The 25132-nt window shown below is 64.3% G+C and carries 25 protein-coding genes; 15 read left to right on the forward strand and 10 right to left on the reverse strand.

Translation table 11 applies throughout. The annotated features are described in order from the left end of the window. The first annotated feature begins 87 nt into the window (after positions 1 to 87). Positions 88 to 2778 (forward strand): aconitate hydratase AcnA, encoded by a 2691-nt coding sequence (gene acnA / locus CK228_RS20030; RefSeq protein WP_095788948.1) that lies wholly within the window; start codon positions 88 to 90, stop codon positions 2776 to 2778. A gap of 56 nt (positions 2779 to 2834) precedes the next feature. On the opposite strand, the gene CK228_RS20035 is transcribed toward acnA, so the two are convergent. Then, positions 2835 to 3503 carry a ceramidase domain-containing protein gene (locus tag CK228_RS20035; RefSeq protein WP_095788949.1) on the reverse strand — a complete coding sequence of 223 codons (669 nt, stop codon included), beginning with the start codon at positions 3501 to 3503 and terminating at the stop codon, positions 2835 to 2837. A 179-nt stretch (positions 3504 to 3682) separates the two neighbouring features. Here CK228_RS20035 and CK228_RS20040 point away from each other — a divergent pair, with 179 nt between their 5' ends. Both CK228_RS20040 and CK228_RS20045 read left to right on the forward strand, forming a co-directional pair. Then, positions 3683 to 4468, forward strand: coding sequence for a thioredoxin family protein (locus CK228_RS20040; protein WP_095774823.1), 786 nt, complete (start codon positions 3683 to 3685; stop codon positions 4466 to 4468). A gap of 631 nt (positions 4469 to 5099) precedes the next feature. Continuing rightward, the gene (locus CK228_RS20045; RefSeq protein ID WP_027055166.1) at positions 5100 to 5486 is read left to right on the forward strand and encodes a DUF2794 domain-containing protein; all 387 of its coding nucleotides are present in this window, start codon (positions 5100 to 5102) and stop codon (positions 5484 to 5486) included. A 107-nt stretch (positions 5487 to 5593) separates the two neighbouring features. Here the strand turns inward: CK228_RS20045 and CK228_RS20050 are convergent, their stop codons facing one another. From CK228_RS20050 to CK228_RS20065, 4 genes are all read right to left on the reverse strand, one after another. After that, positions 5594 to 6178: a GNAT family N-acetyltransferase gene (locus tag CK228_RS20050; RefSeq protein ID WP_095788950.1), complete on the reverse strand. Its 585-nt coding sequence runs from the start codon at positions 6176 to 6178 to the stop codon at positions 5594 to 5596. Positions 6179 to 6297: 119 nt separating this feature from the next. Further along, positions 6298 to 7071, reverse strand: coding sequence for a Bax inhibitor-1/YccA family protein (locus CK228_RS20055; RefSeq protein ID WP_095788951.1), 774 nt, complete (start codon positions 7069 to 7071; stop codon positions 6298 to 6300). 243 nt (positions 7072 to 7314) lie between these two features. Continuing rightward, a complete protein-coding gene (locus CK228_RS20060) occupies positions 7315 to 9864 on the reverse strand; it encodes an ABC transporter permease (protein WP_095788952.1) in 2550 nt (849 codons plus the stop codon). Further along, a complete protein-coding gene (locus CK228_RS20065; protein WP_095788953.1) occupies positions 9864 to 10559 on the reverse strand; it encodes an ABC transporter ATP-binding protein in 696 nt (231 codons plus the stop codon). The genes CK228_RS20060 and CK228_RS20065 overlap by 1 nt, the downstream gene beginning before the upstream one ends. Positions 10560 to 10641: 82 nt before the next feature. Between CK228_RS20065 and CK228_RS20070 the strand changes: the two genes are divergently transcribed. After that, complete coding sequence (locus CK228_RS20070; protein WP_095774828.1) at positions 10642 to 11286, forward strand: arylesterase; 645 nt, start codon at positions 10642 to 10644, stop codon at positions 11284 to 11286. A 128-nt stretch (positions 11287 to 11414) separates the two neighbouring features. Further along, the gene (thpR, locus tag CK228_RS20075) at positions 11415 to 12011 is read left to right on the forward strand and encodes an RNA 2',3'-cyclic phosphodiesterase (RefSeq protein ID WP_095788954.1); all 597 of its coding nucleotides are present in this window, start codon (positions 11415 to 11417) and stop codon (positions 12009 to 12011) included. Here thpR and CK228_RS20080 read toward each other — a convergent pair. After that, positions 11915 to 12427, reverse strand: coding sequence for a low molecular weight protein-tyrosine-phosphatase (locus CK228_RS20080; RefSeq protein ID WP_095774829.1), 513 nt, complete (start codon positions 12425 to 12427; stop codon positions 11915 to 11917). The genes thpR and CK228_RS20080 overlap by 97 nt on opposite strands. Before the next feature lie 104 nt (positions 12428 to 12531). Here CK228_RS20080 and CK228_RS20085 point away from each other — a divergent pair, with 104 nt between their 5' ends. The 3 genes from CK228_RS20085 to CK228_RS20095 all read left to right on the forward strand — a co-directional run bounded on the left by CK228_RS20085 (position 12532) and on the right by CK228_RS20095 (position 14097). After that, positions 12532 to 12846 (forward strand): 4a-hydroxytetrahydrobiopterin dehydratase, encoded by a 315-nt coding sequence (locus tag CK228_RS20085; protein WP_095789045.1) that lies wholly within the window; start codon positions 12532 to 12534, stop codon positions 12844 to 12846. 110 nt (positions 12847 to 12956) lie between these two features. Further along, on the forward strand, positions 12957 to 13319 hold the full coding sequence (locus tag CK228_RS20090; protein WP_095774830.1) for a YkvA family protein: 363 nt from the start codon (positions 12957 to 12959) through the stop codon (positions 13317 to 13319). A 274-nt stretch (positions 13320 to 13593) separates the two neighbouring features. Further along, entirely contained in the window at positions 13594 to 14097 is a 504-nt protein-coding gene (locus CK228_RS20095) for an invasion associated locus B family protein (RefSeq protein WP_095774831.1), read from the forward strand. A gap of 57 nt (positions 14098 to 14154) precedes the next feature. Here CK228_RS20095 and CK228_RS20100 read toward each other — a convergent pair whose 3' ends face one another. Beyond that, complete coding sequence (locus CK228_RS20100) at positions 14155 to 15510, reverse strand: chloride channel protein (protein WP_095788955.1); 1356 nt, start codon at positions 15508 to 15510, stop codon at positions 14155 to 14157. Between the two features lie 112 nt (positions 15511 to 15622). After that, on the reverse strand, positions 15623 to 15922 hold the full coding sequence (locus CK228_RS20105; protein WP_095774833.1) for a hypothetical protein: 300 nt from the start codon (positions 15920 to 15922) through the stop codon (positions 15623 to 15625). Between the two features lie 510 nt (positions 15923 to 16432). Here CK228_RS20105 and rlmN point away from each other — a divergent pair. From rlmN to CK228_RS20120, 3 genes are read left to right on the forward strand one after another with little or no spacing between them, the layout of a single operon-like run. Continuing rightward, positions 16433 to 17665, forward strand: coding sequence for a 23S rRNA (adenine(2503)-C(2))-methyltransferase RlmN (gene rlmN / locus CK228_RS20110; protein WP_095774834.1), 1233 nt, complete (start codon positions 16433 to 16435; stop codon positions 17663 to 17665). Beyond that, entirely contained in the window at positions 17662 to 18111 is a 450-nt protein-coding gene (locus tag CK228_RS20115) for a hypothetical protein (RefSeq protein ID WP_179295982.1), read from the forward strand. The genes rlmN and CK228_RS20115 overlap by 4 nt, the downstream gene beginning before the upstream one ends. Continuing rightward, positions 18108 to 18590, forward strand: a complete 483-nt coding sequence (locus tag CK228_RS20120; protein ID WP_095788956.1) for a hypothetical protein — start codon at positions 18108 to 18110, stop codon at positions 18588 to 18590. The genes CK228_RS20115 and CK228_RS20120 overlap by 4 nt, the downstream gene beginning before the upstream one ends. Here CK228_RS20120 and CK228_RS20125 read toward each other — a convergent pair. Next, entirely contained in the window at positions 18562 to 19203 is a 642-nt protein-coding gene (locus CK228_RS20125) for a LysE family translocator (RefSeq protein ID WP_095788957.1), read from the reverse strand. The two genes, CK228_RS20120 and CK228_RS20125, sit on opposite strands and share 29 nt — an antisense overlap. Before the next feature lie 120 nt (positions 19204 to 19323). Continuing rightward, positions 19324 to 21402 (reverse strand): bifunctional diguanylate cyclase/phosphodiesterase, encoded by a 2079-nt coding sequence (locus CK228_RS20130; protein WP_245438073.1) that lies wholly within the window; start codon positions 21400 to 21402, stop codon positions 19324 to 19326. Positions 21403 to 21745: 343 nt separating this feature from the next. Here CK228_RS20130 and CK228_RS20135 point away from each other — a divergent pair, with 343 nt between their 5' ends. The 4 genes from CK228_RS20135 to CK228_RS20155 all read left to right on the forward strand — a co-directional run bounded on the left by CK228_RS20135 (position 21746) and on the right by CK228_RS20155 (position 25031). Further along, entirely contained in the window at positions 21746 to 22969 is a 1224-nt protein-coding gene (locus CK228_RS20135) for an argininosuccinate synthase (RefSeq protein ID WP_095789046.1), read from the forward strand. Between the two features lie 71 nt (positions 22970 to 23040). Continuing rightward, complete coding sequence (locus CK228_RS20140; protein ID WP_095788958.1) at positions 23041 to 23583, forward strand: hypothetical protein; 543 nt, start codon at positions 23041 to 23043, stop codon at positions 23581 to 23583. A 507-nt stretch (positions 23584 to 24090) separates the two neighbouring features. Continuing rightward, a complete protein-coding gene (locus CK228_RS35810) occupies positions 24091 to 24237 on the forward strand; it encodes a hypothetical protein (protein WP_245438074.1) in 147 nt (48 codons plus the stop codon). Positions 24238 to 24245: 8 nt separating this feature from the next. Beyond that, entirely contained in the window at positions 24246 to 25031 is a 786-nt protein-coding gene (locus CK228_RS20155; protein WP_245438075.1) for a transposase, read from the forward strand. Positions 25032 to 25132: the final 101 nt, after the last annotated feature.

Here is a 25132-nt window from a genome sequence, read left to right on the forward strand (position 1 = left end):
AAATGGCCGTACCCGCACCTTTGCGCGTGATTGCATGCCATCGGCGTCCGTTCCCTTTCAGGCTGAACAGACAAGGACGGATCGCACGTGTCAAAATCCCTCGATAGTTTCAATTGCCGCCGCACGCTGAAAGCGGGCGATGCGGAATATGTCTATTTCGACCTCGTCGAGGCCGAGAAGAACGGCCTCACCGGCATCGCCCAGCTGCCCTATTCGATGAAGGTGCTGCTGGAGAACCTCTTGCGCAACGAGGACGGCCGCTCCGTCACCAAGGACTCGATCCAGGCGGTGGCCGGCTGGCTGACCGACAAGGGCACCGCCGGCGTCGAGATCGCCTACCGCCCGGCCCGCGTCTTGATGCAGGATTTCACCGGCGTTCCGGCCGTGGTCGATCTGGCCGCCATGCGCGACGCCATGGCCTCACTCGGCGGCGACCCCCAGAAGATCAACCCGCTGGTCCCGGTCGACCTCGTCATCGATCATTCCGTCATCGTCGACGAGTTCGGCACGCCGCTGGCCTTCGCCCGCAATGTCGAGCTTGAATATGAGCGCAACGAGGAACGCTACAAGTTCCTGAAATGGGGCCAGCAGGCGTTCCGCAACTTCCGCGTCGTGCCGCCCGGCACCGGCATCTGCCACCAGGTCAACCTCGAATATCTCGGCCAGGTCGTGTGGACCAACACCGAGGACGGTGAAACGACAGCCTATCCCGACACCTGCGTCGGCACCGATTCGCACACCACCATGATCAACGGCCTTGGCGTTCTCGGCTGGGGCGTCGGCGGCATCGAGGCCGAGGCGGCCATGCTCGGCCAGCCGGTCTCCATGCTCTTGCCCGAAGTGATCGGATTCCGCCTCACCGGCAAGCTGAAAGAAGGGGTCACCGCCACCGACCTGGTGCTGACCGTCACCCAGATGCTGCGCAAGAAGGGCGTCGTTGGCAAGTTCGTCGAGTTCTTCGGCCCGGGCCTCTCTAACATGACGCTCGCCGACCGTGCCACCATCGGCAACATGGCGCCCGAATATGGCGCCACCTGCGGCTTCTTCCCGGTCGATAGCGAAACCATCCGCTATTTGACCATGTCCGGCCGCGAGGAAAGCCGCATCGCGCTGGTCGAGGCCTATTCCAGAGCGCAAGGCATGTGGCGCGAAGCGGGCTCCGCCGACCCGGTCTTCACCGACCTGCTCGAGCTCGACCTCGGCGACGTCGTGCCGTCCATGGCCGGCCCCAAGCGCCCCGAAGGCCGTGTCCCGCTGGAAGGCATCCCGGCCGGCTTCGCCAAGGCGATGGAGACCGAATACAAGAAGGCGGCGGAGATTTCCAAGCGCTACGCCGTCGAAGGCACCGACCATGATCTCGGCCATGGCGACGTCGTCATTGCTGCCATCACGTCGTGCACCAACACCTCGAACCCGAGCGTGCTGATCGGCGCCGGCCTTCTGGCCCGCAACGCCAACCGCCTCGGTCTCAAGCAGAAGCCGTGGGTGAAGACCTCGCTCGCCCCCGGCAGCCAGGTCGTCGCCGAATATCTGGAGAAGTCAGGCCTGCAGAAGGAGCTCGACCAGATCGGCTTCAACCTGGTCGGCTTCGGCTGCACCACCTGCATCGGCAATTCCGGCCCGCTGCCTGGGCCGATCTCCAAGACCATCAACGACAAAGGTCTGATTGCTGCCGCGGTCTTGTCCGGCAACCGCAACTTCGAAGGCCGCGTCTCGCCCGACGTGCAGGCCAACTATCTGGCGTCGCCGCCTCTGGTCGTGGCGCATGCGCTGGCCGGCACCGTCACCAAGGACCTCACCACCGAACCGCTCGGCGAGGACAAGAACGGCAATCCGGTCTACCTCAAGGACATCTGGCCGAGCTCGGCCGAGATCCAGGAGTTCATCGAAAAGAACGTCACCCGCGAGCTGTTCGCCCGCAAATATGCCGACGTCTTCAAGGGCGACGAGCATTGGCAGAAGGTGCAGGCACCGGAAGGCCAGACCTATGCCTGGGATGACAATTCGACCTATGTGCAGAACCCGCCCTATTTCGCCGGCATGACATCAGGTTTCGGCAAGATCGGCGACATCAAGGGCGCCCGCGTGCTCGGCCTGTTCGGCGACAAGATCACCACCGACCATATCTCGCCGGCGGGTTCGATCAAGGCCGCCTCCCCGGCCGGCAAGTATCTCACCGACCATGGCGTCGGCGTCGCCGATTTCAACCAGTACGGCACGCGGCGCGGCAATCATGAGGTGATGATGCGCGGCACCTTCGCCAACATCCGCATCCGCAACCACATGCTGGGCGAGAACGGCCGCGAGGGCGGCTACACGATCCACTACCCGTCGAAGGAAGAGGAATCGATCTACGATGCGGCGATGGAGTACAAGAAGGAAGGCGTGCCGCTGGTCATCTTCGCCGGCGTCGAATACGGCAACGGCTCGTCGCGCGACTGGGCGGCCAAGGGAACAAATCTCCTTGGTGTCCGCGCGGTCATCGCCCAGTCCTTCGAGCGCATCCATCGCTCGAACCTGGTCGGCATGGGGGTCATCCCCTTCGTCTTCGAGGAAGGCACGTCCTGGGCCTCGCTCAACCTCAAGGGCGACGAACTGGTCGAGATCGACGGGCTGAGCACCATCAAGCCGCGCCAGACGATGACCGCCAAGATCACCTATGGCGACGGCACGGTGAAGAACGTGCCGATCGTCTGCCGCATCGATACGCTGGACGAGCTCGACTACTTCAAGAACGGCGGCATCTTGCAGTACGTGCTGCGCGATCTGGCTGCATAAGGCATCAAGGAAATGGGGCTTAGGCAGTAGGGAATAAGGCCCCTACTGCCTACTGCCTACTGCCTTTCGGCGCCCCCAAACCGCGCCACCGCCGCCAGCAGCACCCCCAGCATCAGCCCGTTGAGGATGTGCCACAGGAAATGCGTGCCGAGCGGAAAGCTGGCGCAGACCATCGGGTCGATCATCCGGCAGAAGGCGGACACCACGAAGATCGCCGACCCCGCCAGATTGTACCAGCCGGCCCGGTTGCCGCGTGCCGTCACCCAGATGCCGAAGAAGGCCAGCGCCAGGAACGGCGGCAGGTAGCTCGTCGTGCCGTTCGATGCCAGGCGCAGCCAGCCCGGCACGGCGAAACCTGTCGCGCCGGCCACCGCATGGAAGACGACCAAGACCACCATCGCCTTGCCCCATTCCATGCCGAGGAAGCGGCGCAGATTGAACAGCGTATAGGCGAGGGTGAAGCCGGCAATCGGCAGGATATCGGCCCAGATCGTGCCCCTGGTGGCAAAGGTATGGAAGATCGTCGAGCCGATGCCGATCGCCACCACCCACCAGGCCAGTACCGCGGCGAAAGTGCCGGCCTCGCATCGGCGTACTTCCCGCACACCCCATAATCCCGCGGCAATGAAAGCAAGGTTGGTCAAAGCATTGGCGGGCTCGGCCCAAAGTCCAGGCCCGGTCCGCTCGCAATAGAGATCGGCAGGGATCAGGAGAGTTTGCCACATGATGATGATGCCAGCCCTCGATCGAACCGCGTCGTGAAATGCAGGGTCCCTCCTATTGCGGCCTTAGCTGCGGCTGCAACGGCAAAAATTTCACCGCAACGTGACTTCCCGTTGACTTCCGCTTCTGCCACATATTTCAGACAATCAGAACAAAGCCGGCGCCACCGGCGGGAATTGGAATGATCATGGCCTGGCGAAGATCACTTTGGCTGGCAGCCTTCGCGCTGGCCTTCTCGGCGTTTGCCGGTGCCGGCCATGCCGGCGACGCCGAAGGGATCCAGGCCGAAAAACCCTCGCCCGACAGGCCGCTCGGCGTGGTCGAACTGTTCACCAGCCAGGGCTGCAACTCCTGCCCGCCGGCCGATGCCTTCTTCGCCGAACTTGCGACCAGGGAAGACATTGTCGCGCTCTCCTATCACGTCGACTATTGGGACTATCTCGGCTGGAAGGACACGCTCAGCCGCAAGGAAAACACCGAGCGGCAATATGATTACATGCGCGCCTTCGGCAGTCGCTCCGTCTATACGCCGCAAGCGGTCCTCAATGGCCGCGCGCATGTCAACGGTGCCAATCGCGGCGAGGTCGACGGCGCGCTGGCCCGCATGGCGAAATCCGGCGAAGGCATGCGTGTGCCCGTCAAGGTCAGCCGCACCAGCGACCGCGTGATCATCGATGCCGGCGATGCCGGCGCCGGTCCGAGCGACGCCCATGTCGTCATCGTTTATTTCGAGCCGCCGCAGACGGTCAAGATCGCCCAGGGCGAGAACTCCGGCCGCAAGATGACCTATTGGAACGCCGTCACCAGCATCCAGACCGCCGGCATGTGGCACGGCAAGGCGCAGCGCTATGAATTGCCGATGAGCGAGATCACCAAGAAGGGCGGCTGCGCCGTGCTTTTGCAGTCGGTCGGCAAGGACGGCATGCCAGGGCCGATTCTCGGCGCTGCCTTCATCCACAAGCCGTAACGCAATCGCCGAAAACGGCCTTGCCTTCGTCATCCACGGGCGGAGCAGGGGCGAAGCTCCGTCGCGGAGACCCGAGGATCCATGCCGTGACATTTGCTATATGTAAAAGCGGTCCAGGATCGGGCGCTCTCGACCCGGGCCTGACCGACGCCAACTCGTGCGACCGCTTATTCTGAACCGGCGCGTTCTTCGGGCAATGTCGCGGCATGGATCGACGGCGCCGATAACATCACGATCGATCCGGACCTTCAGGCATGAAAAAACCGACGTCAGCTTGCTTCTGACGCCGGTCATTGAAGTTTTGGGATCGTCGCACCCGATTTTTCCAAGGAAAAACCGAGGTTGGTTCGATCCGACGCAGACCCGTGGGCGGGGGGCTTGGGGTTTACGAGCCGGTGCCGGACCGAACCGTCTCAGGCAACGCCGGTAAATTCGTCGGACATTGGGGCATGAGCGCGGATAAAAAGAGGCAGAAATGTGGCGAAGCATCACCAATTCCAACATGCGGTTTGCAAACGTGACTGGACGTGACCGAAAAGGCGCGCTGCCGCGACCGCTTCGCCGGCTCTTGCAATTGCAGCGCGAAGGGGCCAATTTTGATTGGCAAAGATTCATTTTGAAGGATCGAGGCATGACTGACGACAGCGGCGGGACGGGGGATGGTGACGCATCCGCAATATTAATCCCGCTGCACGAGGCGCGCAGCGCACGCCTCGACCAGCCGGTGCGCTTCGACCGGCGTGAACTGGACCAGATCCTCAGGCTCTACGGACGCATGGTCGCCGCCAATGAATGGCGCGACTACGCCATCGATCATTTGACCGACAGGGCGGTGTTTTCCGTCTTCCGCCGCGCCAGCGAAGTGCCGCTGTTCCAGATCGTCAAGGATCCGAAACTGGCCCGCAAGCAAGGCGCCTTCGCCGTCATCGCCGCCGGCGGCCGCATCCTCAAACGCGGCCAGGAGCTCGGCCGCGTGCTTGGCGTCTTCGACAGCAAGCTGAGAGTGGTCGAGGCCTGAGCCGGGAATAGGAATTGAGGAATTGAGGAATTGAGGAATTGAGGAAAAAGGCACTCAATACCTGACGTAAGCGCCATTGTTCTTCAATTCTCCAGTTCTCCAGTTCCTCAGTTCTTCAATTCTTCTTTATCCCCCCGAAACTTCCGCTCCGGCAGCGAGACCGGGTCGGGCGGCAGCGACGCACCGCCATTCAGCGACAACTGCATGAACACCGTGTCCAGCCAGCGCCCGTGCTTGTAGCCGGAGCCTTCGAGCCGGCCTGAATGGCGAAAGCCGAGCTTTTCGTGCAGCCTGACCGAGGCGCTGTCGGCATGGCCGTCGCCGATCACCGCGATGATCTGGCGAAAACCCGCCGCCTCGGCCGCCGCGATCAAGGCTTGCATCAGCTGGAGACCGATGCCCTGGCCCTTGGCATCAGGCGCGACATAGACCGAATCCTCGACGATGAAGCGATAGGCCGGGCGCGGCCGGAAGGTGCCGGCATAGGCGTAGCCGAGCACTGCGCCGTCCTTCTCCGCCACCAGATAAGGAAAGCCGCCGGCCGTGAGCGTGGCGAATCGCGTGCCAATCTCGGCGCGGCTGGGCGGCTTCAGCTCGTAGCTCGCCGTTCCGTGTGTCACGGCGTCGGCGTAGATTTCGGTGATGGTGTCGAGGTCGGCGGCGCTGGCCGCCCGAAACACGATATTGCTCATTCTTTATGCAAGCCTTCTGTCTGCCTTCGATAACAGCAAACGCCGGCGCAAAAGAAAAGGGCGGCCGTTGGGCCGCCCTTTCCAAACCCGATGGTCCAGTCAGACCATGATGCGGAGCCTTAGCGGCGGTCGCCCATGAACTGCAGCAGGAACATGAACAGGTTGATGAAGTCGAGGTAGAGCGTCAGCGCGCCCATGATGGCCTTGCGGCCGGCGACATCGGAAGCGTCGCCCTCGAAATACATCTCCTTGATCTTCTGCGTGTCGTAGGCGGTGAGGCCGGCGAAGACCAGCACGCCGATCGCCGAGACGGCGAAGGACAGTGCCGACGACTGCAGGAAGATGTTGATCACCATCGCGATGATGATGCCGAACACGCCCATGATCAGGAACGAGCCCATCGCCGTCAGGTCGCGCTTGGTCGTGTAGCCGAACAGCGACAGCGCGCCGAAGGCGGCGGCGGTGGCAAAGAAGGTCTGCGAAATGCTGGCCGTGGTGTAGACCAGGAAGATCGACGACAGTGACAGGCCGACGAGGCCGGCATAGACCCAGAAGGTCGTCTGCGCCGCCGAAACGCTCATCGATTGGACGCGGAACGACAGGAACAGCACGGCGGCCAGCGGCGCCAGCATCACCACCCAGCGCAGCGGCGATCCGAAGATCGCGTAGCCGAACGACGTCAGCATCTCGCCGCTCGGCAGCGTCGCGACGGCCGAGGCCGGATCGGTGGTGGTGGCCAGCATGATCGTGCCGACAGCGGCAAGGCCGGTGATGAGGAGGCCAAGCCCCATCAGATTGTAGACCTTGATCATATAGGCGCGCAGGCCCTGGTCGATGTCGACGGCTGCGCCGGGCACGGCGCGCGTCTGGAAGTTGCGAATGGGTTCAGCCATTGTAGTCCTCTATTGCTTCTGCCCCGTCCGGTGTCAGATCCTGTTGGGACGTAAATCCACCGGACCCAGGCGCCGCTGGCGGGGCTCCAGCATGCCTGTGGCGAAATATGATGGTTATTCGCGTCAAGAACAAGACCGTAACCGGATGTAACGGTTCGTGAGGGGCCGAAACGCGGATTCCCGGGCTTTCCAGCCGCCATCCTTACCAAGATTTAATCCGCGATAGCGGCGTCGGCCCCGGAACTACAGCTCGCGCAACACCGGCGCCGCCTTGTGGCCGAGCACCCGCCAGGTGCCGGCGAGGCCGATGCCGACGGTGATCACCAGCGCAAAGACGATGGTCGCCACCGCCACCTGCGGCATGAAATGCGACGGCAGGGTCATGATACGGGCGACAATGTACCAGGCCGCGATGCCGCCCGCCGCCAGCGCGAAGATGGCGGTGGCCAGTCCGATCAGCATGTATTCGAGGGAGAACGCCGTGATCAGCGTTCGCCTTGTGGCGCCGAGCGTCTTCAGCACCACCGCGTCGTGGATGCGCGCCCGGTTGCCGGCGGCGAGCGCGCCGGCCAGCACCAGCACCGAAGCGACCAGCGCCACGCCGGCCGCCGCGCGAATCGCCGTGCCGAGCTGCCCGACCAGCCGGTTGACGACATCGAGCGCGTCCTTGACCCGCACCGTCGTCACCGCGGGAAAGGCGCGGGTGACGGCATTGAGGACGCGCGCGTCGTCGGCCGTGGTGGCACTCTTTTCGGTCAGCGTCGCCATCCAGCCATGCGGGGCGCCAGCGAATGTATTGGGCGAGAACACCATGACGAAGTTGATGCCCATCGTTTCCCATTGGACCTGACGGAAATTGGCGATCTTTGCCGTCACGTTGCGGCCGAGCACATTGACGGTGACGGTGTCGCCAAGCTTCAGTCCGATCTCCTGGCCCTCATGCGCCGAGAAGGAAACCAGCGGCTCGCCGGCATAATTGTCCGGCCACCATTTGCCCTCGGTCAGCGTCGCATTTTCCGGTTGTTTGGCATCATAGGTCAGGCCGCGATCGCCTTTCAGCACCCAGGCGCCTGCGGCCGGCACCTTGACCTTGTCGACATCGACGCCGTTGAGCGCCATCACCCGGCCGCGCAGCATCGGCACTTTGGCCAGCGTCCCCTTTGGCGCCTCCTTGCCGATCAGCGCGGAGAACGCATCGACATCGCTGCCCTGGATGTCGACGAAGAAGAAGTTCGGCGCCCGCTCCGAAAGGCTGCCGGAGATCTGCTGCCGCAGATTGCCGTCAATCAGCGCCAGCGTCACCAGCAGCGTCAGCCCGAGCCCCAGCGACAGCACCACCGACGGCGTCAGGGCGCCCGGCCGGTGGATGTTGCCGACGGCGAGCCTGAGCGCCACGAAGCGCACGCGCGGGCTTTTTCTCGCCGCCCATTGCACCAGCGCGCCGACCAGGCGCAGCACCAGGAAGGCGAAGATGGTGGCACCGACGAAGATCGAGGCGATGCGCTGGTCGCCCGAGAACAGGATGGCGAGCGCCGCCAGCAACAGCGCGATGCCGAGCGCCGAAGCGACATAGACGGGCCGCGGCTGGCCGCGGCCTTCAAGCCCCATCTCGCGGAACAGTGCCGTCGCCGGCACGTCGCGGGCGCGCCCGAGCGGCAGCAGCGCGAAGGCCAGCGTTACCAGCAGGCCGAACAGCGCCGCCATGGCGAGCGCACCAGGATAGAAGCCGCCCTGCGCCGGCACCGGAATGACGGATTGGAGGGCGGCACTTGCCACGAACGGCATCAGCGCGCCGAGCACCAGGCCGGCGGCGATGCCGAGGGCGGCAATGATCAGGATCTGCACGAGATAGACAGCAAAGACGAAGCCGCCGGAAGCACCGAGGCTCTTGAAGGTGGCGATGACGCCGCGCTTGCCGTCGAGATAGGCGCGCACCGCATTGGCGACGCCGACGCCGCCGACCACCAGCGCCGTCAGCCCGACCAGCGTCAGGAATTGCGAGAAGCGTTCGATGTTGGACGACAGCGCCGGCGCCGCATTGTCGCGCGTGCGGATCGACCAGCCGGCCTCGGGAAAGTCTTGCGCCGCCTGATCCTGAATGGCCTTGAGCCCCGCCTCGCCGGCGTCGGCCGGCAGCCGGATCTTGTAGGCGTTTTCGACCAGGCTGCCTGGTTGCACCAGCCCGGTGGCGGCCAGACCTTCGGCCGAGATCATCAGCCTCGGCGCGAAGCCGAAACCGTCGGACACGGCATCCGGCTCGGTGATCAGTCTGGCGCGCAATTCGAAGGTCGCCGTGCCGAGCTTCAGCCGGTCGCCGGGCTTGAGATGCAGCCGTTCGAACAGCAGATCGGGGGCGGCCGCGCCGAAGACGCCGAATTCTTCGCCGAACAGTTCCTGCTTCGACAGCTTCGGTTCGGTCTCCAGCGCGCCATAGAGCGGATAGGCGTCGTCGACCGCCTTGGCCTCGACCAGTGCCTGATCCGAGCCGTCGGCCAGCCGCGCCATCGAGCGCATGCTGGCGGTGCGCGAAACGGTGCCGAGCCCGTCGAGGAAGCCGCGCTCGGCCTGGCTGGCGTCGCGCTGATTGATCTGGAAGCGGAGATCGCCGCCAAGCAGCGTCTGGCCCTGATCGGCGACGCCGGCGCTGATCGAGCGGGCAACCGAATTGACGCCGCCGATCGCCGCGACGCCGAGCGCGATGCAGGCAAGGAAGATCAGGAAGCCGGACAGGCCGCCGCGCATTTCGCGCAGCGAGAAGCGGACCGCGAGTTTCAGCGTCTGCGCCAGCGGCATCAGGCGGTGACCTTCAGGGGCGCCGGTGTTTCAATCCGGCCCGAACGCATCGAAACCTGGCGCGAACAACGCGCCGCCAGCGCCGGATCGTGGGTGACCAGCACCAGCGTCATGCCGCGCTCGGCCGCCTTGGCGAACAGCAGGTCGGCGACCTGCCGCCCGGTCGCCTGGTCGAGATTGCCGGTCGGCTCGTCGGCGATAAGGATGCGCGGCGACGGCGCCAGCGCCCGGGCGATCGCCACGCGCTGCTGCTCGCCGCCGGAGAGTTCGCCGGGATAATGGGTGACGCGGTCGCTCAGGCCCACCGCCGCCAGTTCGCGTGCCGCCACCGAAAACGGATCGGCATGGCCGGCCAGCTCCAGCGGCACCGCGACATTCTCGAGCGCCGTCATATTGGGGATGAGGTGGAAGGACTGGAAGACGATGCCAATGTTTCGGCCACGAAACGAAGCAATTTGGTCCTCGCTTTTGCCGTTGAGCAGCTCGCCGGCGATTCGTACCGTGCCCGAATCGACCCGTTCCAGGCCTGCCAGCACCATCAACAGTGTCGACTTGCCGGACCCCGAAGGGCCGACGATGCCGGTCGCCTCGCCGCGCCCCACTTCGAGGCTGACGTCCTTGAGCACATGGACAGACGAAGCGCCCTCGCCGAGCGTCAGCGATACGTCTTTCAGCGCGATGACGGCTTCTGTCAAAATGAAAGTGTCCTATATGGAACGTGAAGGCTCTGTTTGCCGGAAGCCGGGAAGAATCTTTTGGTCATATGGGGCCTGCCGCATGTCTTTCAAACGCCAGATAGCCGCAGGCTTGATCCTTTTCCTCGCCCTTTGCGGCGCCATTTCGTCGGCGCGGGCCGAGCCCTTCAAGATCGTCGGCTTCGGTGACAGCCTGATGGCGGGTTACGGTCTCGGGCCTGGCGAGGGTTTTACCGACAAGCTCCAGGCCGCGCTGCGCGCTAAGGGCCGTGACGTGGCCGTCGCCAATGCCGGTGTTTCCGGCGACACCACCAGCGGCGGCCTGGCGCGGCTCGACTGGTCGGTGCCGGACGGAACCCGGCTGGTCATCCTCGAACTCGGCGCCAACGACATGCTGCGCGGCGTCTCGCCCGATATTCCCAGGAACAACCTCGACGAGATGCTGGCCAGGCTCAAGCGGCGCAACATCGCCGTGCTCCTGGCCGGCATGCGCGCCGCGCCCAATCTCGGCGCCGACTATCAGACCGCCTTCGACCGCATCTTTCCGGAGCTGGCGAAAAAATACGATGTCACGCTCTACCCGTTCTTCCTCGACGGCGTCGCCGGGCAGCCCGGCATGCAGCTCGAGGATGGCCTGCATCCGAGCGCCAAGGGGGTCGACCAGATGGTCGAGCGCATCCTGCCGACGGTCGAGAAGGCCATCGCGGCGGTGCCCGGAGGCGCGTGAGGCCGGGCGGAACCGCTTTCCGTTAGGGAAGTTTTTAGCAAAGCCTGTGACCAATAAACCTCTTGCTCCATCAGCCTATCGATGATTCGCTATAGGTGACAGTTCGATTCGAGGAAGGGAGGCTCTTCATGCCGCGTCTTTTCACCGCCCTCGAAATTCCGCGTGATGCTGCCCTTTCGCTGTCCCTGCTCCGGGGCGGCCTGCCGGGGGCCCGCTGGATCGATGTCGAAAACTACCATCTGACGCTGCGCTTCATCGGCGATGTCGAAGGCCATGTCGCCGACGAGATCGCCAACGCGCTGGACCGCGTGCACCGCCCTTCCTTCTCGCTGACACTGTCCGGTGTCGGCGCTTTCGGCCAGAAAAAGCCGCACGCCGTATGGGCCGGCGCGTCCGCCTCGCCAGATCTGGCAGCGCTTCAGGGCGAGATCGAGCGCATCTGCCAGCGGCTCGGCATCCCCGCCGATCCGCGCAAGTTCATGCCGCACGTCACACTGGCGCGGCTGCGCAATTCGAGCCCGCTGGATGTCGCGCAATATCTGTCGGCACGCGGCAATTTCTCGACATTGCCGTTCCGCATCGGCCGCTTCGTCCTGATGTCGTCGCGCGATTCGGTCGGCGGCGGCCCCTACATCGTCGAGGAGGCCTGGCCGCTGTCCGGCAACGATGCCCGCGCCGCCAAACGCGTCGCCAGCGCCTCCGACGCTTCGCGGATCATGCGGTAGACCGAAGCGAACGCATCTTCGCCGTCATAATAGGGATCGGGCACGTCGCGCGCCTGTCCATGCGCGAACTCTAAAAACAGGTGCACCCGGTCCCGTGCGGGCGCCAGCGCCTCGAGGTCGGCGACGTTCGAGCGGTCCATGCCGAGGATCAGGTCGAAACGGGAGAAATCCTCACGCCGGACCTTGCGTGCTCTCTGTCCGGAAATGTCGATGCCGTGACGCATCGCGACGGCGATCGAGCGTGGATCGGGGGCCGAGCCGACCTCCCAGCCGCTTGTGGCGGCCGAATCGAGCAGCATGTCGCGGCCCCGGCCGCGCTCGGCCCAGACGGCGCGAAAAACACCTTCCGCCAGTGGCGAGCGGCAGATGTTGCCGAGGCAGACGAACAGAATGGAATTTATCGGCTTCATGCTCATTCGATATGCGCCGTTTGTGCATTTGGAACCCCAAAACCGCACAGCACTTCGGGGCGACTTGCACTATGGTGAGGGTCAAATTCGAAATAGCACGGGAAATCATCATGACGAGAGAAAAACTCAGCAAGGACGCCATCACCGCCGCCCTTGCCGAACTCGGCGACTGGTGGCTGGCCGCGGACGGTGGCTCGATCAAGCGCAGCTTCGTCTTCAGGAATTTCTCCGAAGCCTTCGCCTTCATGACCCGCGTCGCGCTGGCGGCCGAGAAGATGGACCATCACCCCGACTGGTCGAATGTCTACAAGACCGTCGACGTGACGCTGAATACCCATGACGCTGGCGGCGTCACGGCGCTCGACATCGCGCTGGCAAAGAAGATGAACCGCTATTTCGCCGGCTGGGTGCACGCCTGGCCGTGAGCGGTGACCCCAAATCGGCACCGGCATCTTGCAGCCGGGTCCGGCTTTCACCACATTTTCGCTCGCGAGGCATGCGCCAGGACGCGCATGAGACCCGCAAGGAGTGATTGATGGCGCGACAACCCGGTTTTGATTTCTTCGGCTTTGGCGACAGGCTGGGCGGCGAGGGCGAAGTGCGCGAGAAATTCTGGCGCACGGCCAAGAAGGCCGCGCGGCAGATCCCGTTCATGGAAGAGGTCGTTGCCGCCTATTACTGCGCCATGGACAAGAACACGCCGCTGCGCGCCAAGGGCATATTGGTGGCCGCGCTCGGTTATTTCGTCCTGCCGGTGGACCTCATCCCCGACTTCGTTGTCGGCCTCGGTTTCACCGACGACATCGCGGTGCTGACCGCAGCGATCACCGCCGTCAGCGCCCACATCACGCCGGCACATCGCCAGGCCGCCAAGGACGCCATTGCCGACAAGGGCTGAGCGTCGTCACGTGGCGCTTGGCCTGTGGACAGAGGCGTTTGGAGGCCCTGCTGAAAAGTCAAACTCTTGCCGCTTTCGTGGCCTCCAAGTCGCCGAAGGGACGTCGCGCCGGCCGCTGACAATGCGGCGGTGCGGGAATGGCGGCGGTTTCCGGGGGTGAGCGTCCTTTTCTTGAGGGAAATTCACCGTTTGGTAACCCAGATTAAATCAAAATGAAGCGACGGCTGGACGCCATGCGGCCCGCCCCCGCACCATTTGGAATACGGGAAAGACGATGCGCGGATTGATAGCACTGGTTTCGAGTCTGGTCCTGGTGGCCTCGGCAGCGCCTGTTCTGGCGCAGCAGGCGACCAAGATCGGCCAGCACAATGCCTGGGGCACCTATAGCTACCAGGCATCGGGCGGCAAGGTCTGCTACGTGCTCACCGTGCCGACCGACAAGCAGCCGCCGACGCTCGACCATGGCGACATGTTCTTCTTCGTCAGCCAGCGTCCCGGCCAGCAGGTGTCCTACGAGCCGCAATTCATCGCCGGCTACAATTTCCAGGAAGGCTCCAAGGCCACCGTCACCATCGACAAGAAGTCCTTCTCGATGTTCACGCGCGGCAAGTCGGCCTGGGTCGAGAACGCCGCCGAGGAGCCGGTGCTGATCGCCGCCATGAAGACCGGCACCGACATGAAGGTGACGGCGAAGTCCGGCCGCGGCAACCCCACCTCCTATGTCTTCTCGCTGAAGGGCATTTCGGCGGCGCTGACGTCGATCGCCAAGTGCAAATAGGCAAACCTTCATTTTGAAGCGAATGGGCCGGGCTGCAAAGCCTGGGCCTTTGCTTTTTCAGCCCTGACCTGGCTCCGGCACTGTCTCCGCCCGCCGCCGCCGGATCGCCTCGGCGATGAAGACGCGCGACAGTGCATGATAGAGCGGCTCGTGCGAGATCAGGCGCGCCGTGCCATAGCCCAGCATCGAGGCCAGCATCAGCGCGATGACATTGTCGTGATTGCCGGTCATTTCCAGGATGATGACGAAGGCCGTCATCGGCGCCTGCACGACGCCGGCGAAATAGCCGGCCATGCCGAGCAGCGCGGCGGCACCAGCGCTGGAACCAAACAGCAGCCCGAGCGAACTGCCGATGCCGGCGCCGACCGCCAGCGACGGCGCGAAGATGCCGCCGGGAATGCCCGAGACCATCGACAACACGCCGGCCAGGAATTTTTCGGCAAAGAAGAACCCTGGCAGCGGCGTGCCTTCGACAGCGCCGCGCGCCTGTGCGTAGCCGGTGCCGAAGGTCAGCCCGCCGGAGGCGATGCCGATCGCCGCCACGCCAAGCCCGCAGACAGCCGCCACCAGCAGTGCGCGAGCCAAGGGCTGCTGCGTGTGCCAGCGCCGGATCCGCCGCGTGATCTTCAGCGCCAGCAGCGAGAACAGCGCGCCGAAGCCGCCGCCGATGACGCCGCAGCCAAGCACCAGCGGCCAGTCGGCGGCAAAGGCGATGGTTTCCTTCGAGACGCCGAAATAGGTGTAATTGCCGAGCAGGCCGAGCGAGGCGAGGCCGGCCAGGATCACTGCCGTCAGCACCAGCCCGTTGGTGCGCGCCTCATAGGTGCGGCCCATCTCCTCGATAGCGAAGACGATGCCGGCGAGCGGCGTGTTGAAGGCGGCGGCAATGCCGGCGGCCGAGCCGGCCAGGATCAGGCCGCGCGCCTGCGCCATGCCGCCCCAGCGCGCCGCCTGCAGCATCAGCGAGGCGCCGACCTGCACGGTCGGACCCTCGCGGCCGATCGAAGCGCCGCAGAACAGGCCGATGACGGTAAGCGCGATCTTGCCTGCCGCCAGGCGAAGCGAAAGGAGATGACCGCGATCCTCGTCGTCGCGCAAATGGCGAGCGGCGATCGCCTGCGGAATGCCGCTGCCCTGCGAACCGGGGAAAAAGGCCTGGGCAAGCCAGGCGCAGAGCACGAAGCCGAGCGGTGTTATGATCAACGGCAGGTAGAAGCGCCAGCCGCCACCGTTGCCGGTGACGAGGTGAAACAGCGTTTGCGCCCGGTCGGCCAGTATCGCGAACAGCACGCTGATCAGGCCGATCGAGACCGCGCCGGCCCAGAATACCAGCCGCGGCTGCCAGACGCGCCGCGAGGCCCACATCGCCTGTGAGCGCCGCAACATCGGGTATTTTCGCGATATACCGGCCATCCGCGCCTCATTGTGGTGGCCCGGCGTAGCACACCCACGGAGCCGATCAAGCCTGTGGGGCTGATCCACGCGTCGGATCCCGCCGGCGTACACCGGCGGGATCCGGGCTGGCTCACATGGCCATTTTTTCACATTCGGCCTGAGCCTTCTTGGTCGACGTATCGATCATGTAGGCTTTGCCCTTGGCGTCGGTCATCATCATCATGCAGTGCTTGATCGGCTTTGCCATCTTCATCATCTCGGCGCCCATCTTTGCATCCGGCATCATGGTGCCCATATGCCCGTCCGGCATGATCGCCATCACTTCTCCACCCTTCATCATCGTCATCGTGCCCATCGCGTCTTCGGCAAATGCCTGCGAGGCGGAAAGGCCGACGAGGCCGGCAATGACGGCGAACTTGATAGAGTTCATTCTGCATACTCCCATTTTGTAGAGGCATAGTTGCCCCATTCAGACTTCGCAGGCGCGATGGGAATCGTTACGCGAACACGATCATGTGATCGGTCAATAGGGGCTGCCGTCCAAACAGGCGGAAGCATTGCTTCGGTGCAAGGTCGACCCCCACTCCGTCGCGCTTCGCTCGCCACCTCTCCCCGATCGACGGGGCAGAGGAAGGGCGCGAAATGATTCCAGCCAGCGCCTTTCCTCTCCCTCCGGAGGGAGGAGGGGTGGCGCTGAGAAGCAGCGACGGAGTGGGGGAAGCCGCTCGTCAATCGCGCCGCCGCCGCAAGACAGGCATAACCCTGCACAGGAGGAGGAAAGCCCGGCAGGGCAATGAAGGCCAGCGCCGACCTTCAAGGTCAGGCGATCATACAATGAAGCGCACTGCATGACTCCGCGCTCAACCTGTGCTATGCGCCGCGCTTCAGTTCCCGGCACGATGAATGAAATCGGCCGCAAAACGCTTATATCAGTGCGACCATGACCCTTTCCTTCGACCTCACCACTGAAGGTGCCCGTGACGCGTTGCGCGCCCGCGCCGCGCCCGAGAAGCCGTCGCTGATCGGCCTGACGCGGGCAGAGCTCGCGGAGGCGCTCGTCGCGTCCGGTATCGTGCCGGAGCGCCAGGCAAGGATGCGCGCCCAGCAGCTCTGGCACTGGATGTATGTGCGCGGCGTCTCCGACTTCGCCGGCATGTTCAACATCTCCAAGGACCTGCGCGCCGAGCTCGACAAGCATTTCACCGTCGCGCGTCCCGAGATCGTCGAGGAGCAGATTTCTTCCGACGGTACCCGCAAATGGCTGTTCCGCTTTCCGGCGCGCGGCGCCGGCCGGCCGGTCGAGATCGAGACCGTCTATATTCCCGAGGAAGGCCGCGGCACGCTTTGCATCTCCTCGCAGGTCGGCTGCACGCTGACCTGCTCCTTCTGCCACACCGGCACGCAGAAGCTGGTGCGCAATTTGACGGCGGAAGAGATTCTCGCCCAGCTGCTCACCGCGCGCGACCGGCTCGGCGATTTCCCCGACCGCGACACGCCGGACGGCGCCATCGTGCCGGCCGAGGGCCGCAAAGTGTCCAACATCGTCATGATGGGCATGGGCGAGCCGCTCTACAATTTCGAGGCTGTGAAGAAGGCGCTGCTGATCGCTTCCGACGGCGACGGGCTTTCCCTGTCGAAGCGGCGCATCACGCTGTCGACCTCCGGCGTCGTGCCGGAAATCTTCCGCACCGGCGAGGAGATCGGCGTCATGCTGGCGATCTCGCTGCATGCCACCAATGACGATCTGCGCGACCTCTTGGTGCCGATCAACAAGAAGTATCCGCTGAAGGAACTGATCGCCGCCTGCCGCGCCTATCCCGGCCTGTCGAACGCCAAGCGCATCACTTTCGAATATGTGATGCTGAAGGACGTCAACGATTCCATCGAGGATGCCAAGGGCCTGATCAAGCTGCTCAAGGGCATTCCGGCCAAGATCAATCTGATCCCGTTCAACCCGTGGCCGGGCACCAACTACCAGTGCTCGGACTGGGAGACGATCGAGAAATTCGCAGACTACATCAACAATGCCGGCTATGCCTCGCCGATCCGCACACCGCGCGGCCGCGACATCCTCGCCGCCTGCGGCCAGCTGAAATCGGAATCCGAGCGCATGCGAAAAGTGGACCGGCTGGCGCTGGAAGCCATGATGATCGCGGGGCACGGGGAGGCGTGAGCCGTCTCGTCGTCGGGCTCAAACGTATCGCCATGATAGCCGTCGGTTACATCGCCGGTGTGCTGACCTCGATCCTGGTGCCGGTGCTGCTGATCACGCTGCTGGAAGGTATCGAGTACGGCAACTGGTCGCTGGTCTTCACCTTCGACTGGCTGCGGTCGTTTCCGCTCGCCGTGCTGACCGTGGCGGTCTGCGCGCTGCTGATCGTCGGGCCTGCGATCCTGGTCGCCGAATGGTTTTCGCTGCGGGGATGGTTCTATTTCGCGGTCACGGGCGCGATCACCTCCATCGCCTTTGGCGTCCTTGTCCCGGGCTCGGCCGGAGGCTTTGTGTTCAATCCAGGCTTTCTCGGCTTCCTGGCCACGGCCGGCACCGCCGCCGGTTCGGTCTACTGGCTGTTGGCCGGGCGCGAGTCCGGCCGTCTGACGCCGCGGGATCCCGGATGACCCGTCTCGTCGCCTATCTCGTGCGCTTTGCCATGATCCTGTTCGGCTATGCCGTCGCCTCGCTGGCGGCGAGCGCCTTCCTCAACGTGCTGTTCCTGGCCTCGCTCGGCTATACGCCTGACCACACATACCCGACGGCGACGGCGTCGCTGTATTTCTCGATCCCCTTCGTCGCTCTGTTCGTCGCCTATTTCGCTTTCCTGCCGGCGGTGATCGTCATCCTGCTTGCCGAAATCCTCGGCCGGCGCGACTGGCTGTACTACGCGCTGGCGGGCGCGGTGGTGGCGGGCGTTTTCCTCGGCCTGGTCGACCACGCCCAAGAGTCCACCTTCGCGATCACCGACGCCAGCGCCATCATGGCGGTGATCGGCGGCGGCATGGTCGGCGGTATCTTCTACTGGCTGAGCGCCGGGCGCTGGGCCGGAAACTGGTGGAAAGAGGCGAACGCGCCTACTTCGCCTGGGCCGTCAGGATCTTGAGCGCGAAGGCCGAGAACACGCCGGCGAAGAGATAGTCGACCACCCGCGTGACGCGCGGGCTGGCCTTCATCGCCGCGGAAAATTTCTCCGCCGCCAGCACCATCGGCACCGTCACCGGGATCGACAGCACGATGAACATCGAGCCCAGGAAGAACAGCTTTCCCGGCGCGTTCGGGTCATGCGCGGAGACGAACTGCGGCAGGAAGGTCATGAAGAACAGGATGATCTTGGGATTGAGCAAATTGACGCCGAGCCCGGCCGCCCAGCTGCGCAGCAGCGAGATCTGCGGGCCTATCTTCTTTACCGGCGAAAAGGCCGACCCCTTGGCGATGGCCTGCCAGGCCAGGAAGACGAGATAGCCGGCGCCAAAGATCTTCAGCACGAAAAAGGCCATCGGCGAGGCGACGATCAGCGCCGAGACGCCGACCACCACCAGCGTGGTGTGGATCAGCGTGCCGCACAGCGCGCCGGCCATCGAGGCAAAGCCGGTGGCGCGCCCCTGGCTCAGCGTGCGCGAGACGAACAGGGTCATGTCGGGCCCGGGCGTGATCGCCAGGATCACGGTGGCGATGGCGAACTGGATCAGCGTGGCGGTGTCGGGAATGAAGGACATGGCAGGCCCCAGGAAACGCATAGGCCTATACAGCATGCGCCGTGCCGGCGCCAGATAAAGCGTTGATCCAGCAAGGCAATCGCTTTCCGCAATGACAGTTCCCGCTCGTGGCGGCGAGCGTCAGCCGGTGGCTGTCCTCACCCTGACAGGCACCTCGAAGGTGGGCGGGCCGTCCTGGCCGTCAAGCCTGCCGATGAGCACGATCTGATCGATCGGCTTGGGGCGGCCGAGGAAATAGCCTTGCGCCTCGTTGCAGCCCTCGACCTGCAGGATGCTGAGCTGGACATCGGTCTCGACGCCTTCGGCAAGCACGGGAATGTCGAGGCTGCGCCCCAGGGTCAGCACCGCGCGGATGATCGCCTTGGCCTGCGGGCTGCGCTCGACATCGGCCATGAAGGAGCGGTCGAGCTTGATCTTGTCGAACGGGAACGAGCGCAGCGTGTCGAGCGAGGAATAGCCGGTGCCGAAATCGTCGATCGCGATCGTCACCCCCAGCGCCTTGATCTGGCGCAGCACGTGCAGCGTGCGCACCTTGTCGGCGACGATCGTCGATTCGGTCAGCTCGAGCTCGAGACGCTTCGGCGACAGGCCGGTCTCGACCAGGATTTGGTGGACGAGCGTGGCGAGATCGGCATGGGCGAACTGCACCGGCGACAGATTGACCGCGATCTTGTGGCCATTGTCCCAGGAGGCGGCCTGGCGGCATGCCGTGCGCAGCACCCATTCGCCGATCGCCAGGATGGAACCGTTTTCCTCGGCGATCGGAATGAATTCGGCGGGCGGAACCATGCCGTGCACGGGGTGCGTCCAGCGCAGCAACGCCTCGTAGCCGCACGTGGCGCCGGTCTGCACCGAGGTCTGCACCTGGTAGTGCAGCGAGAGTTCGCCATGGTCGATCGCCTGACGAAGGTCGGTGGCCAGCGCCCGGCGCGCCCGCGCCGTCTCGTCCATCGCCGATTCGTAGAAGCAGACGGCCCGCGTCACGTCGTTTTTGGCCCGGTACATGGCCAGATCCGCATTGCTGACCAGCCTCTCCCGGTCGGCCCCGTCGCACGGATAGACGGCAACCCCGATGCTGGCGCCGGTGACGCTCTCGAAATCGTCGATCCGCAACGGCTCGAACAAAGATTTCTCCAGCCGCGACACCAGGCCGAGCAGGTCGTTCTGGTCCTTGAAGCGCTTGATGGCGGCAAATTCGTCGCCGCCGAGCCGGGCGACGAACTCGCCGTCGCCGGCCAGCTTCGCCAGCCTGCGGGCAATGATCTTGAGCGCCTGGTCGCCGGCGGCGTGTCCCCTGAGGTCGTTGATTTCCTTGAACCGGTCGAGGTCGATGACGATGACGGCGGTCATCGTGTCCCGTTCCTCGCGCGCCCGCTCGATCTCATGGTCGAGGCGGTCGTTGAAGGAGACCCGGTTGGCAAGGCCGGTGAGCGAGTCGTTGAGGGCAAGATGCTGCAGCCGCTCGAAGCTCTCGAGCCGGCCGCGTTCGTCGATCAGATAGCTGGCGAACCCGGTGGCGGCGACGATCAGGCCGACCACGGCGACCGCGACGGCCATGGCTTCCAGGATGTCGGGATTGGTGCCCGTGGTGATGAAGGAAAGCGGCGTCACCGCCACCGCCGCCATTGCCGTGAAATGCAGGCCGACGATCGCCAGCACCAGAAGGCCGATGCCGACATAGTGCGACCAGCGGTACGGCCGGCGCATCGCATGGCCGACCGCCACAGAGGAGAATGCCATCGCGATCAGCACCGAAGCGACGACGTAGCCGGCGTCCCATTCGACGATGCCGGCCACGTGATAGGCCATCATGCCGGTATAGTGCATGGCCGAGATCGCCAGCCCGACAAGGCATCCGCCCCATTCCGGCGCCAGGCCGCGGCCTTTGTCGAGCGCAAGGCCGAAGCCCACCCCGGTACCGACCATGGCGATGACCAGGGAGATCATGGTGAGCGCCGGATCGAAGGTGATCGGCGCGCCGGGCTGATAGGCCAGCATGGCGATGAAATGCGTGCACCAGATCGAGGAACCGGCCGCGACCGCGGTCAGGAAAAGCCATCCCCGCATCTGCACGCCGACGGTTCTCCTGGCGCGGTCCAGCAGGCCGATCGTCACCCAGCAGCCGGTGACGCACATCAGCGCCGCCAGCAGGACGAGCCACAGATTATGCTCCGTGACGATGCATGATATGACGCGCATCAGGAATGGTCCAAGTCCGAGACACCCGCAATGAGCAGGCAAAAGCCGCTTGGCCACCCGTTGCGTGGCCAGGGCAGTTCCGTGTCGCTGCTTTAGCGGCAGGACGTGAAAACTTGCTTAAATCCGGGGCATAAATGCAGCCCATGATTGTAGCCGGTTGTTTCCCCAGGGGCTGATCGCGGGACCGCGCTGGCGAAAAGCCTGACGCGGTTCCATGCACTCGCCGCGCGCTGGATCAGCAGTCTGGCGCCGCGCCTGCTTGCTCGCTTTGCCGTTCCTGCTAAAAGGCGCTCCGACAATGCGTGACGCCCTTGCCCAGGCGTCCGCCACCGACGGAGCAGAAATGTCCAAGACCAAAGACGTCAAGAAAGTCGTGCTCGCCTATTCCGGCGGCCTCGACACATCCATCATCCTGAAATGGCTGCAGACCGAACTCGGTGCCGAAGTCGTCACCTTCACCGCCGATCTCGGCCAGGGCGGTGAGCTGGAGCCGGCACGCAAGAAGGCCGAGATGATGGGCATCAAGGACATCCGCATCGTCGATGTGCGCGAGGAATTCGTCGCCGATTTCGTCTTCCCGATGTTCCGCGCCAACACCGTCTATGAAGGCACCTATCTGCTCGGCACCTCGATCGCGCGGCCGCTGATCTCCAAGCACCTGGTCGAGATCGCCAGGGAAACCGGCGCCGATGCGATCGCGCATGGCGCCACCGGCAAGGGCAACGACCAGGTGCGTTTCGAGCTGTCGGCCTATGCGCTGAACCCTGACATCAAGGTCATCGCGCCGTGGCGCGACTGGTCGTTCAAGTCGCGCACCGACCTGATCAACTTCGCCGAGCAGCACCAGATCCCGGTGGCCAAGGACAAAAGGGGCGAGGCGCCGTTCTCGGTCGACGCCAACCTGCTGCACTCCTCTTCCGAAGGCAAGGTGCTGGAAGATCCCTGGAGCGAGCCGCCGGAATTCGTCCACCAGCGCACCGTCTCGCCGATGGACGCGCCGGACAAGGTCACCGAGATCGAGATCGAATTCCTGAAGGGCGATCCGATCGCGCTCAACGGCAAGAAGCTGTCGCCGGCGACCATGCTGGCCGCCCTCAACGATCTTGGCCGCGACAATGGCATCGGCCGGCTCGACCTGGTCGAGAACCGCTTCGTCGGCATGAAATCGCGCGGCGTCTACGAGACGCCCGGCGGCGCCATCCTGATCGTGGCCCACCGCGCCATCGAATCGATCACGCTCGACCGCGGCGCCGCGCACCTCAAGGACGAGTTCATGCCGCGCTATGCCGAGCTCATCTACAACGGATTCTGGTTCTCGCCCGAACGCCTGATGCTGCAGGCGATGATCGATAAGAGCCAGGAAGACGTCGAAGGCACGGTGCGGCTGAAGCTCTACAAGGGCAACGTCATGGTCACCGGCCGCAAGTCGAAGAAGACGCTCTATTCGGACGCGCTGGTCACCTTCGAGGATGACCGCGGCGCCTATGACCAGAAGGATGCCGCCGGCTTCATCCGCCTCAATGCGCTGAGGCTGCGCACGCTGGCCGCGCGCAACCGCAAGGGCTGATGTCCAGACAGCGGCCTGACGCTTTGCCAATCCACGTTGAAGAAACCCGGCCGAAACGCCGGGAGGGTGATATGCCCGGGCGCTTGGCCATTCCTGGAATCGGTTTCCTGCCCGCCTTGGCTGTCCTGGCGAGTTTGGCAGTTGCCAAAGCCGACGATTATGACCCCGCCTCGCTCGACCTCGCCGCGCTGATCGAATGCAGGGCCGACGTGTCCGCTTATACTGGCTATGCCCTTTGGCTGGCCGGTGATCCCGGCGCGGCCAGCACGCTCGGCTGGAAAGAGGTGCCGTCAGGCAATGCCTTCCTGCGGCAGTATCAACTGCCCGTCCCGGCCCATGTCTTCGGCCGCGAGACGGGAACAATCGTCTTTACCGCGTCAGGGCCGATGGCGGTGCTTGACGGCATTGCCGCGCCTGACCTCGCCCGGCAGCTCGACGTCCCGGCAATGGTCTCGTCGCCGGATAAATTCCTGGGCGAGAAGGTCGTGGCCGAAAGCATCGACGACACCGGCGGCGTCAGCCTTTCCACGCGCATCACGCTCAACGTCTCGACCGTCGCTTCCCATCCCGGCAAGACGCTGGCCGGCTGCTCCTACGTGCTTGATGTGAAATAGAAAATCCGGCGTTGCACGGAGTTCGGTTGAGCCAAGTGAAATACGCCCCCGGCTCAGGGATTTGACCGGCGCATCGGCGACGACCCCGCTGGCGGTTAGCCGGGAACGCCACCGCTTCGTCATCCACGGGCGGAGCAAGGAGCGTAGCGACGCGGCGCAGACCCGAGGATCCATGCCGCGACCATCGAACTCCGCCACGGTGCAGAATTCTGCTCCGCTGCACCCTTCGTCCAACGTCACGGCATGGATCCCAGGGTCTCCGCGACGGAGCTTCGCTCCTGCTTCGCCCTAGGATTGTTTGAGAAGGATCAGGTAGTCTGGCGGCCGGGACTGCGGCCCATCACAGCCGGCAGTCCCGGCGGCAGGCGACCGTCCCTGGGATCGGGCAAGCACCCGACGTCATCATGGTCCCTGCCGTCTTTGTCCGCCATCGCTTGGAGAGTTGATTGGCCGCTGGCTCGCGCCACGCCCGCAAACAATCCGAAGCCCTTTAAGGATACCACCAGCATGGCCTTCTTGCACCAACAACCGCAAATGTGCCTCGGCTTCGACATCGCCAAGGACACCGTCACCGTCTGCGACGGCACCACCACCCGCACCATCGCCAATCAGCGCAAGGTGATCCGCGCCTTCCTCAAGAGCTACAACACATAGACCTTGTCGTGTGCGAGCCGACCGGCGGTCACGAAGGCTTGCTGCTCGAAGAGTGCCTGTGCGCCGGCATCGCCTGTCATCGCGCCGACACGCTCAAGGTCAAGAGCTTCATCCGCTCCTACGGCACGCACGGCAAGAGCGATGCCATCGATGCCGCGATGTTGAGAGCCTACGGTCGCGAACGCTGGGGAAAGCTGACCCTTTGGCAAGCTCCGGATCCCGACGAGACTTGCTTGCGCGCCCTGGTGCGGCGCCGCCAGGAACTCATCGCCATCAAAATCGCCGAGAAGAACCGCGCCAAGGCACCTGGCGGCCGCGAGCTCGCCGCCTCCTTCGAGGCCGTGATCAATGTCGTCGAGCGTCAGATCCAAGCTATCGATGCCGCCATGCGCAAGCTGATCGCCAACAGCCGTACCCTCAAGCACCGAGCCGCCATCTGCACGGCCATGGACAGTCTCGGCCCGATCGTGGCGGCCAAGCTGCTGGCCACCTTGCCCGAGCTCGGCACCATGACACGTCGAAAGGCTGCCGCGCTTGCAGGGCGCGCGCCTCATCCAAACGACGGCGGGCAAAAGCAAGGCTACCGCAAAATCCGCGGCGGACGACCCGAGATCAGGAGCATGCTCTACATGCCCGCATTGCACGCCGCTGCCGGAAGGGGTGAGTTCGCAACCTTCTACAAACGCCTCATCACCAACGGCAAAAAGCCAATGGTGGCCATCGCTGCCGTCATGCGAAAGATCGTCGTCACCTTAAACGCTAGGCTCAGGGACGCCGCCATTCCTCAGAGTTGATGACGAAGTAGGGGACTTCCACCAACACAAAAGCCCGGCGCATGGCCGGGCTTTTGTCGAACAGAGCACCCTCAGGAAAAGCGTGAAGCGGTTTTCCGTCC

It is taken from the genome of Mesorhizobium sp. WSM4312 (assembly GCF_002294875.1).
Classification (GTDB): Bacteria; Pseudomonadota; Alphaproteobacteria; order Rhizobiales; family Rhizobiaceae; genus Mesorhizobium.

Excerpts from the sequence above, each read along its gene's own strand:
- CK228_RS20035 (WP_095788949.1), bottom strand. The coding sequence starts at position 3,503 with ATGTGGCAAACTCTCCTGATCCCTGCCGATCTCTATTGCGAGCGGACC.
- CK228_RS20040 (WP_095774823.1), top strand. The coding sequence starts at position 3,683 with ATGATCATGGCCTGGCGAAGATCACTTTGGCTGGCAGCCTTCGCGCTG.
- CK228_RS20045 (WP_027055166.1), top strand. The coding sequence starts at position 5,100 with ATGACTGACGACAGCGGCGGGACGGGGGATGGTGACGCATCCGCAATA.
- CK228_RS20050 (WP_095788950.1), bottom strand. The coding sequence starts at position 6,178 with ATGAGCAATATCGTGTTTCGGGCGGCCAGCGCCGCCGACCTCGACACC.
- CK228_RS20055 (WP_095788951.1), bottom strand. The coding sequence starts at position 7,071 with ATGGCTGAACCCATTCGCAACTTCCAGACGCGCGCCGTGCCCGGCGCA.
- CK228_RS20060 (WP_095788952.1), bottom strand. The coding sequence starts at position 9,864 with ATGCCGCTGGCGCAGACGCTGAAACTCGCGGTCCGCTTCTCGCTGCGC.
- CK228_RS20070 (WP_095774828.1), top strand. The coding sequence starts at position 10,642 with ATGTCTTTCAAACGCCAGATAGCCGCAGGCTTGATCCTTTTCCTCGCC.
- thpR (WP_095788954.1), top strand. The coding sequence starts at position 11,415 with ATGCCGCGTCTTTTCACCGCCCTCGAAATTCCGCGTGATGCTGCCCTT.
- CK228_RS20080 (WP_095774829.1), bottom strand. The coding sequence starts at position 12,427 with ATGAGCATGAAGCCGATAAATTCCATTCTGTTCGTCTGCCTCGGCAAC.
- CK228_RS20085 (WP_095789045.1), top strand. The coding sequence starts at position 12,532 with ATGACGAGAGAAAAACTCAGCAAGGACGCCATCACCGCCGCCCTTGCC.
- CK228_RS20090 (WP_095774830.1), top strand. The coding sequence starts at position 12,957 with ATGGCGCGACAACCCGGTTTTGATTTCTTCGGCTTTGGCGACAGGCTG.
- CK228_RS20095 (WP_095774831.1), top strand. The coding sequence starts at position 13,594 with ATGCGCGGATTGATAGCACTGGTTTCGAGTCTGGTCCTGGTGGCCTCG.
- CK228_RS20100 (WP_095788955.1), bottom strand. The coding sequence starts at position 15,510 with ATGGCCGGTATATCGCGAAAATACCCGATGTTGCGGCGCTCACAGGCG.
- CK228_RS20105 (WP_095774833.1), bottom strand. The coding sequence starts at position 15,922 with ATGAACTCTATCAAGTTCGCCGTCATTGCCGGCCTCGTCGGCCTTTCC.
- rlmN (WP_095774834.1), top strand. The coding sequence starts at position 16,433 with ATGACCCTTTCCTTCGACCTCACCACTGAAGGTGCCCGTGACGCGTTG.
- CK228_RS20120 (WP_095788956.1), top strand. The coding sequence starts at position 18,108 with ATGACCCGTCTCGTCGCCTATCTCGTGCGCTTTGCCATGATCCTGTTC.
- CK228_RS20125 (WP_095788957.1), bottom strand. The coding sequence starts at position 19,203 with ATGTCCTTCATTCCCGACACCGCCACGCTGATCCAGTTCGCCATCGCC.
- CK228_RS20130 (WP_245438073.1), bottom strand. The coding sequence starts at position 21,402 with ATGCGCGTCATATCATGCATCGTCACGGAGCATAATCTGTGGCTCGTC.
- CK228_RS20135 (WP_095789046.1), top strand. The coding sequence starts at position 21,746 with ATGTCCAAGACCAAAGACGTCAAGAAAGTCGTGCTCGCCTATTCCGGC.
- CK228_RS20140 (WP_095788958.1), top strand. The coding sequence starts at position 23,041 with ATGCCCGGGCGCTTGGCCATTCCTGGAATCGGTTTCCTGCCCGCCTTG.
- CK228_RS35810 (WP_245438074.1), top strand. The coding sequence starts at position 24,091 with ATGGCCTTCTTGCACCAACAACCGCAAATGTGCCTCGGCTTCGACATC.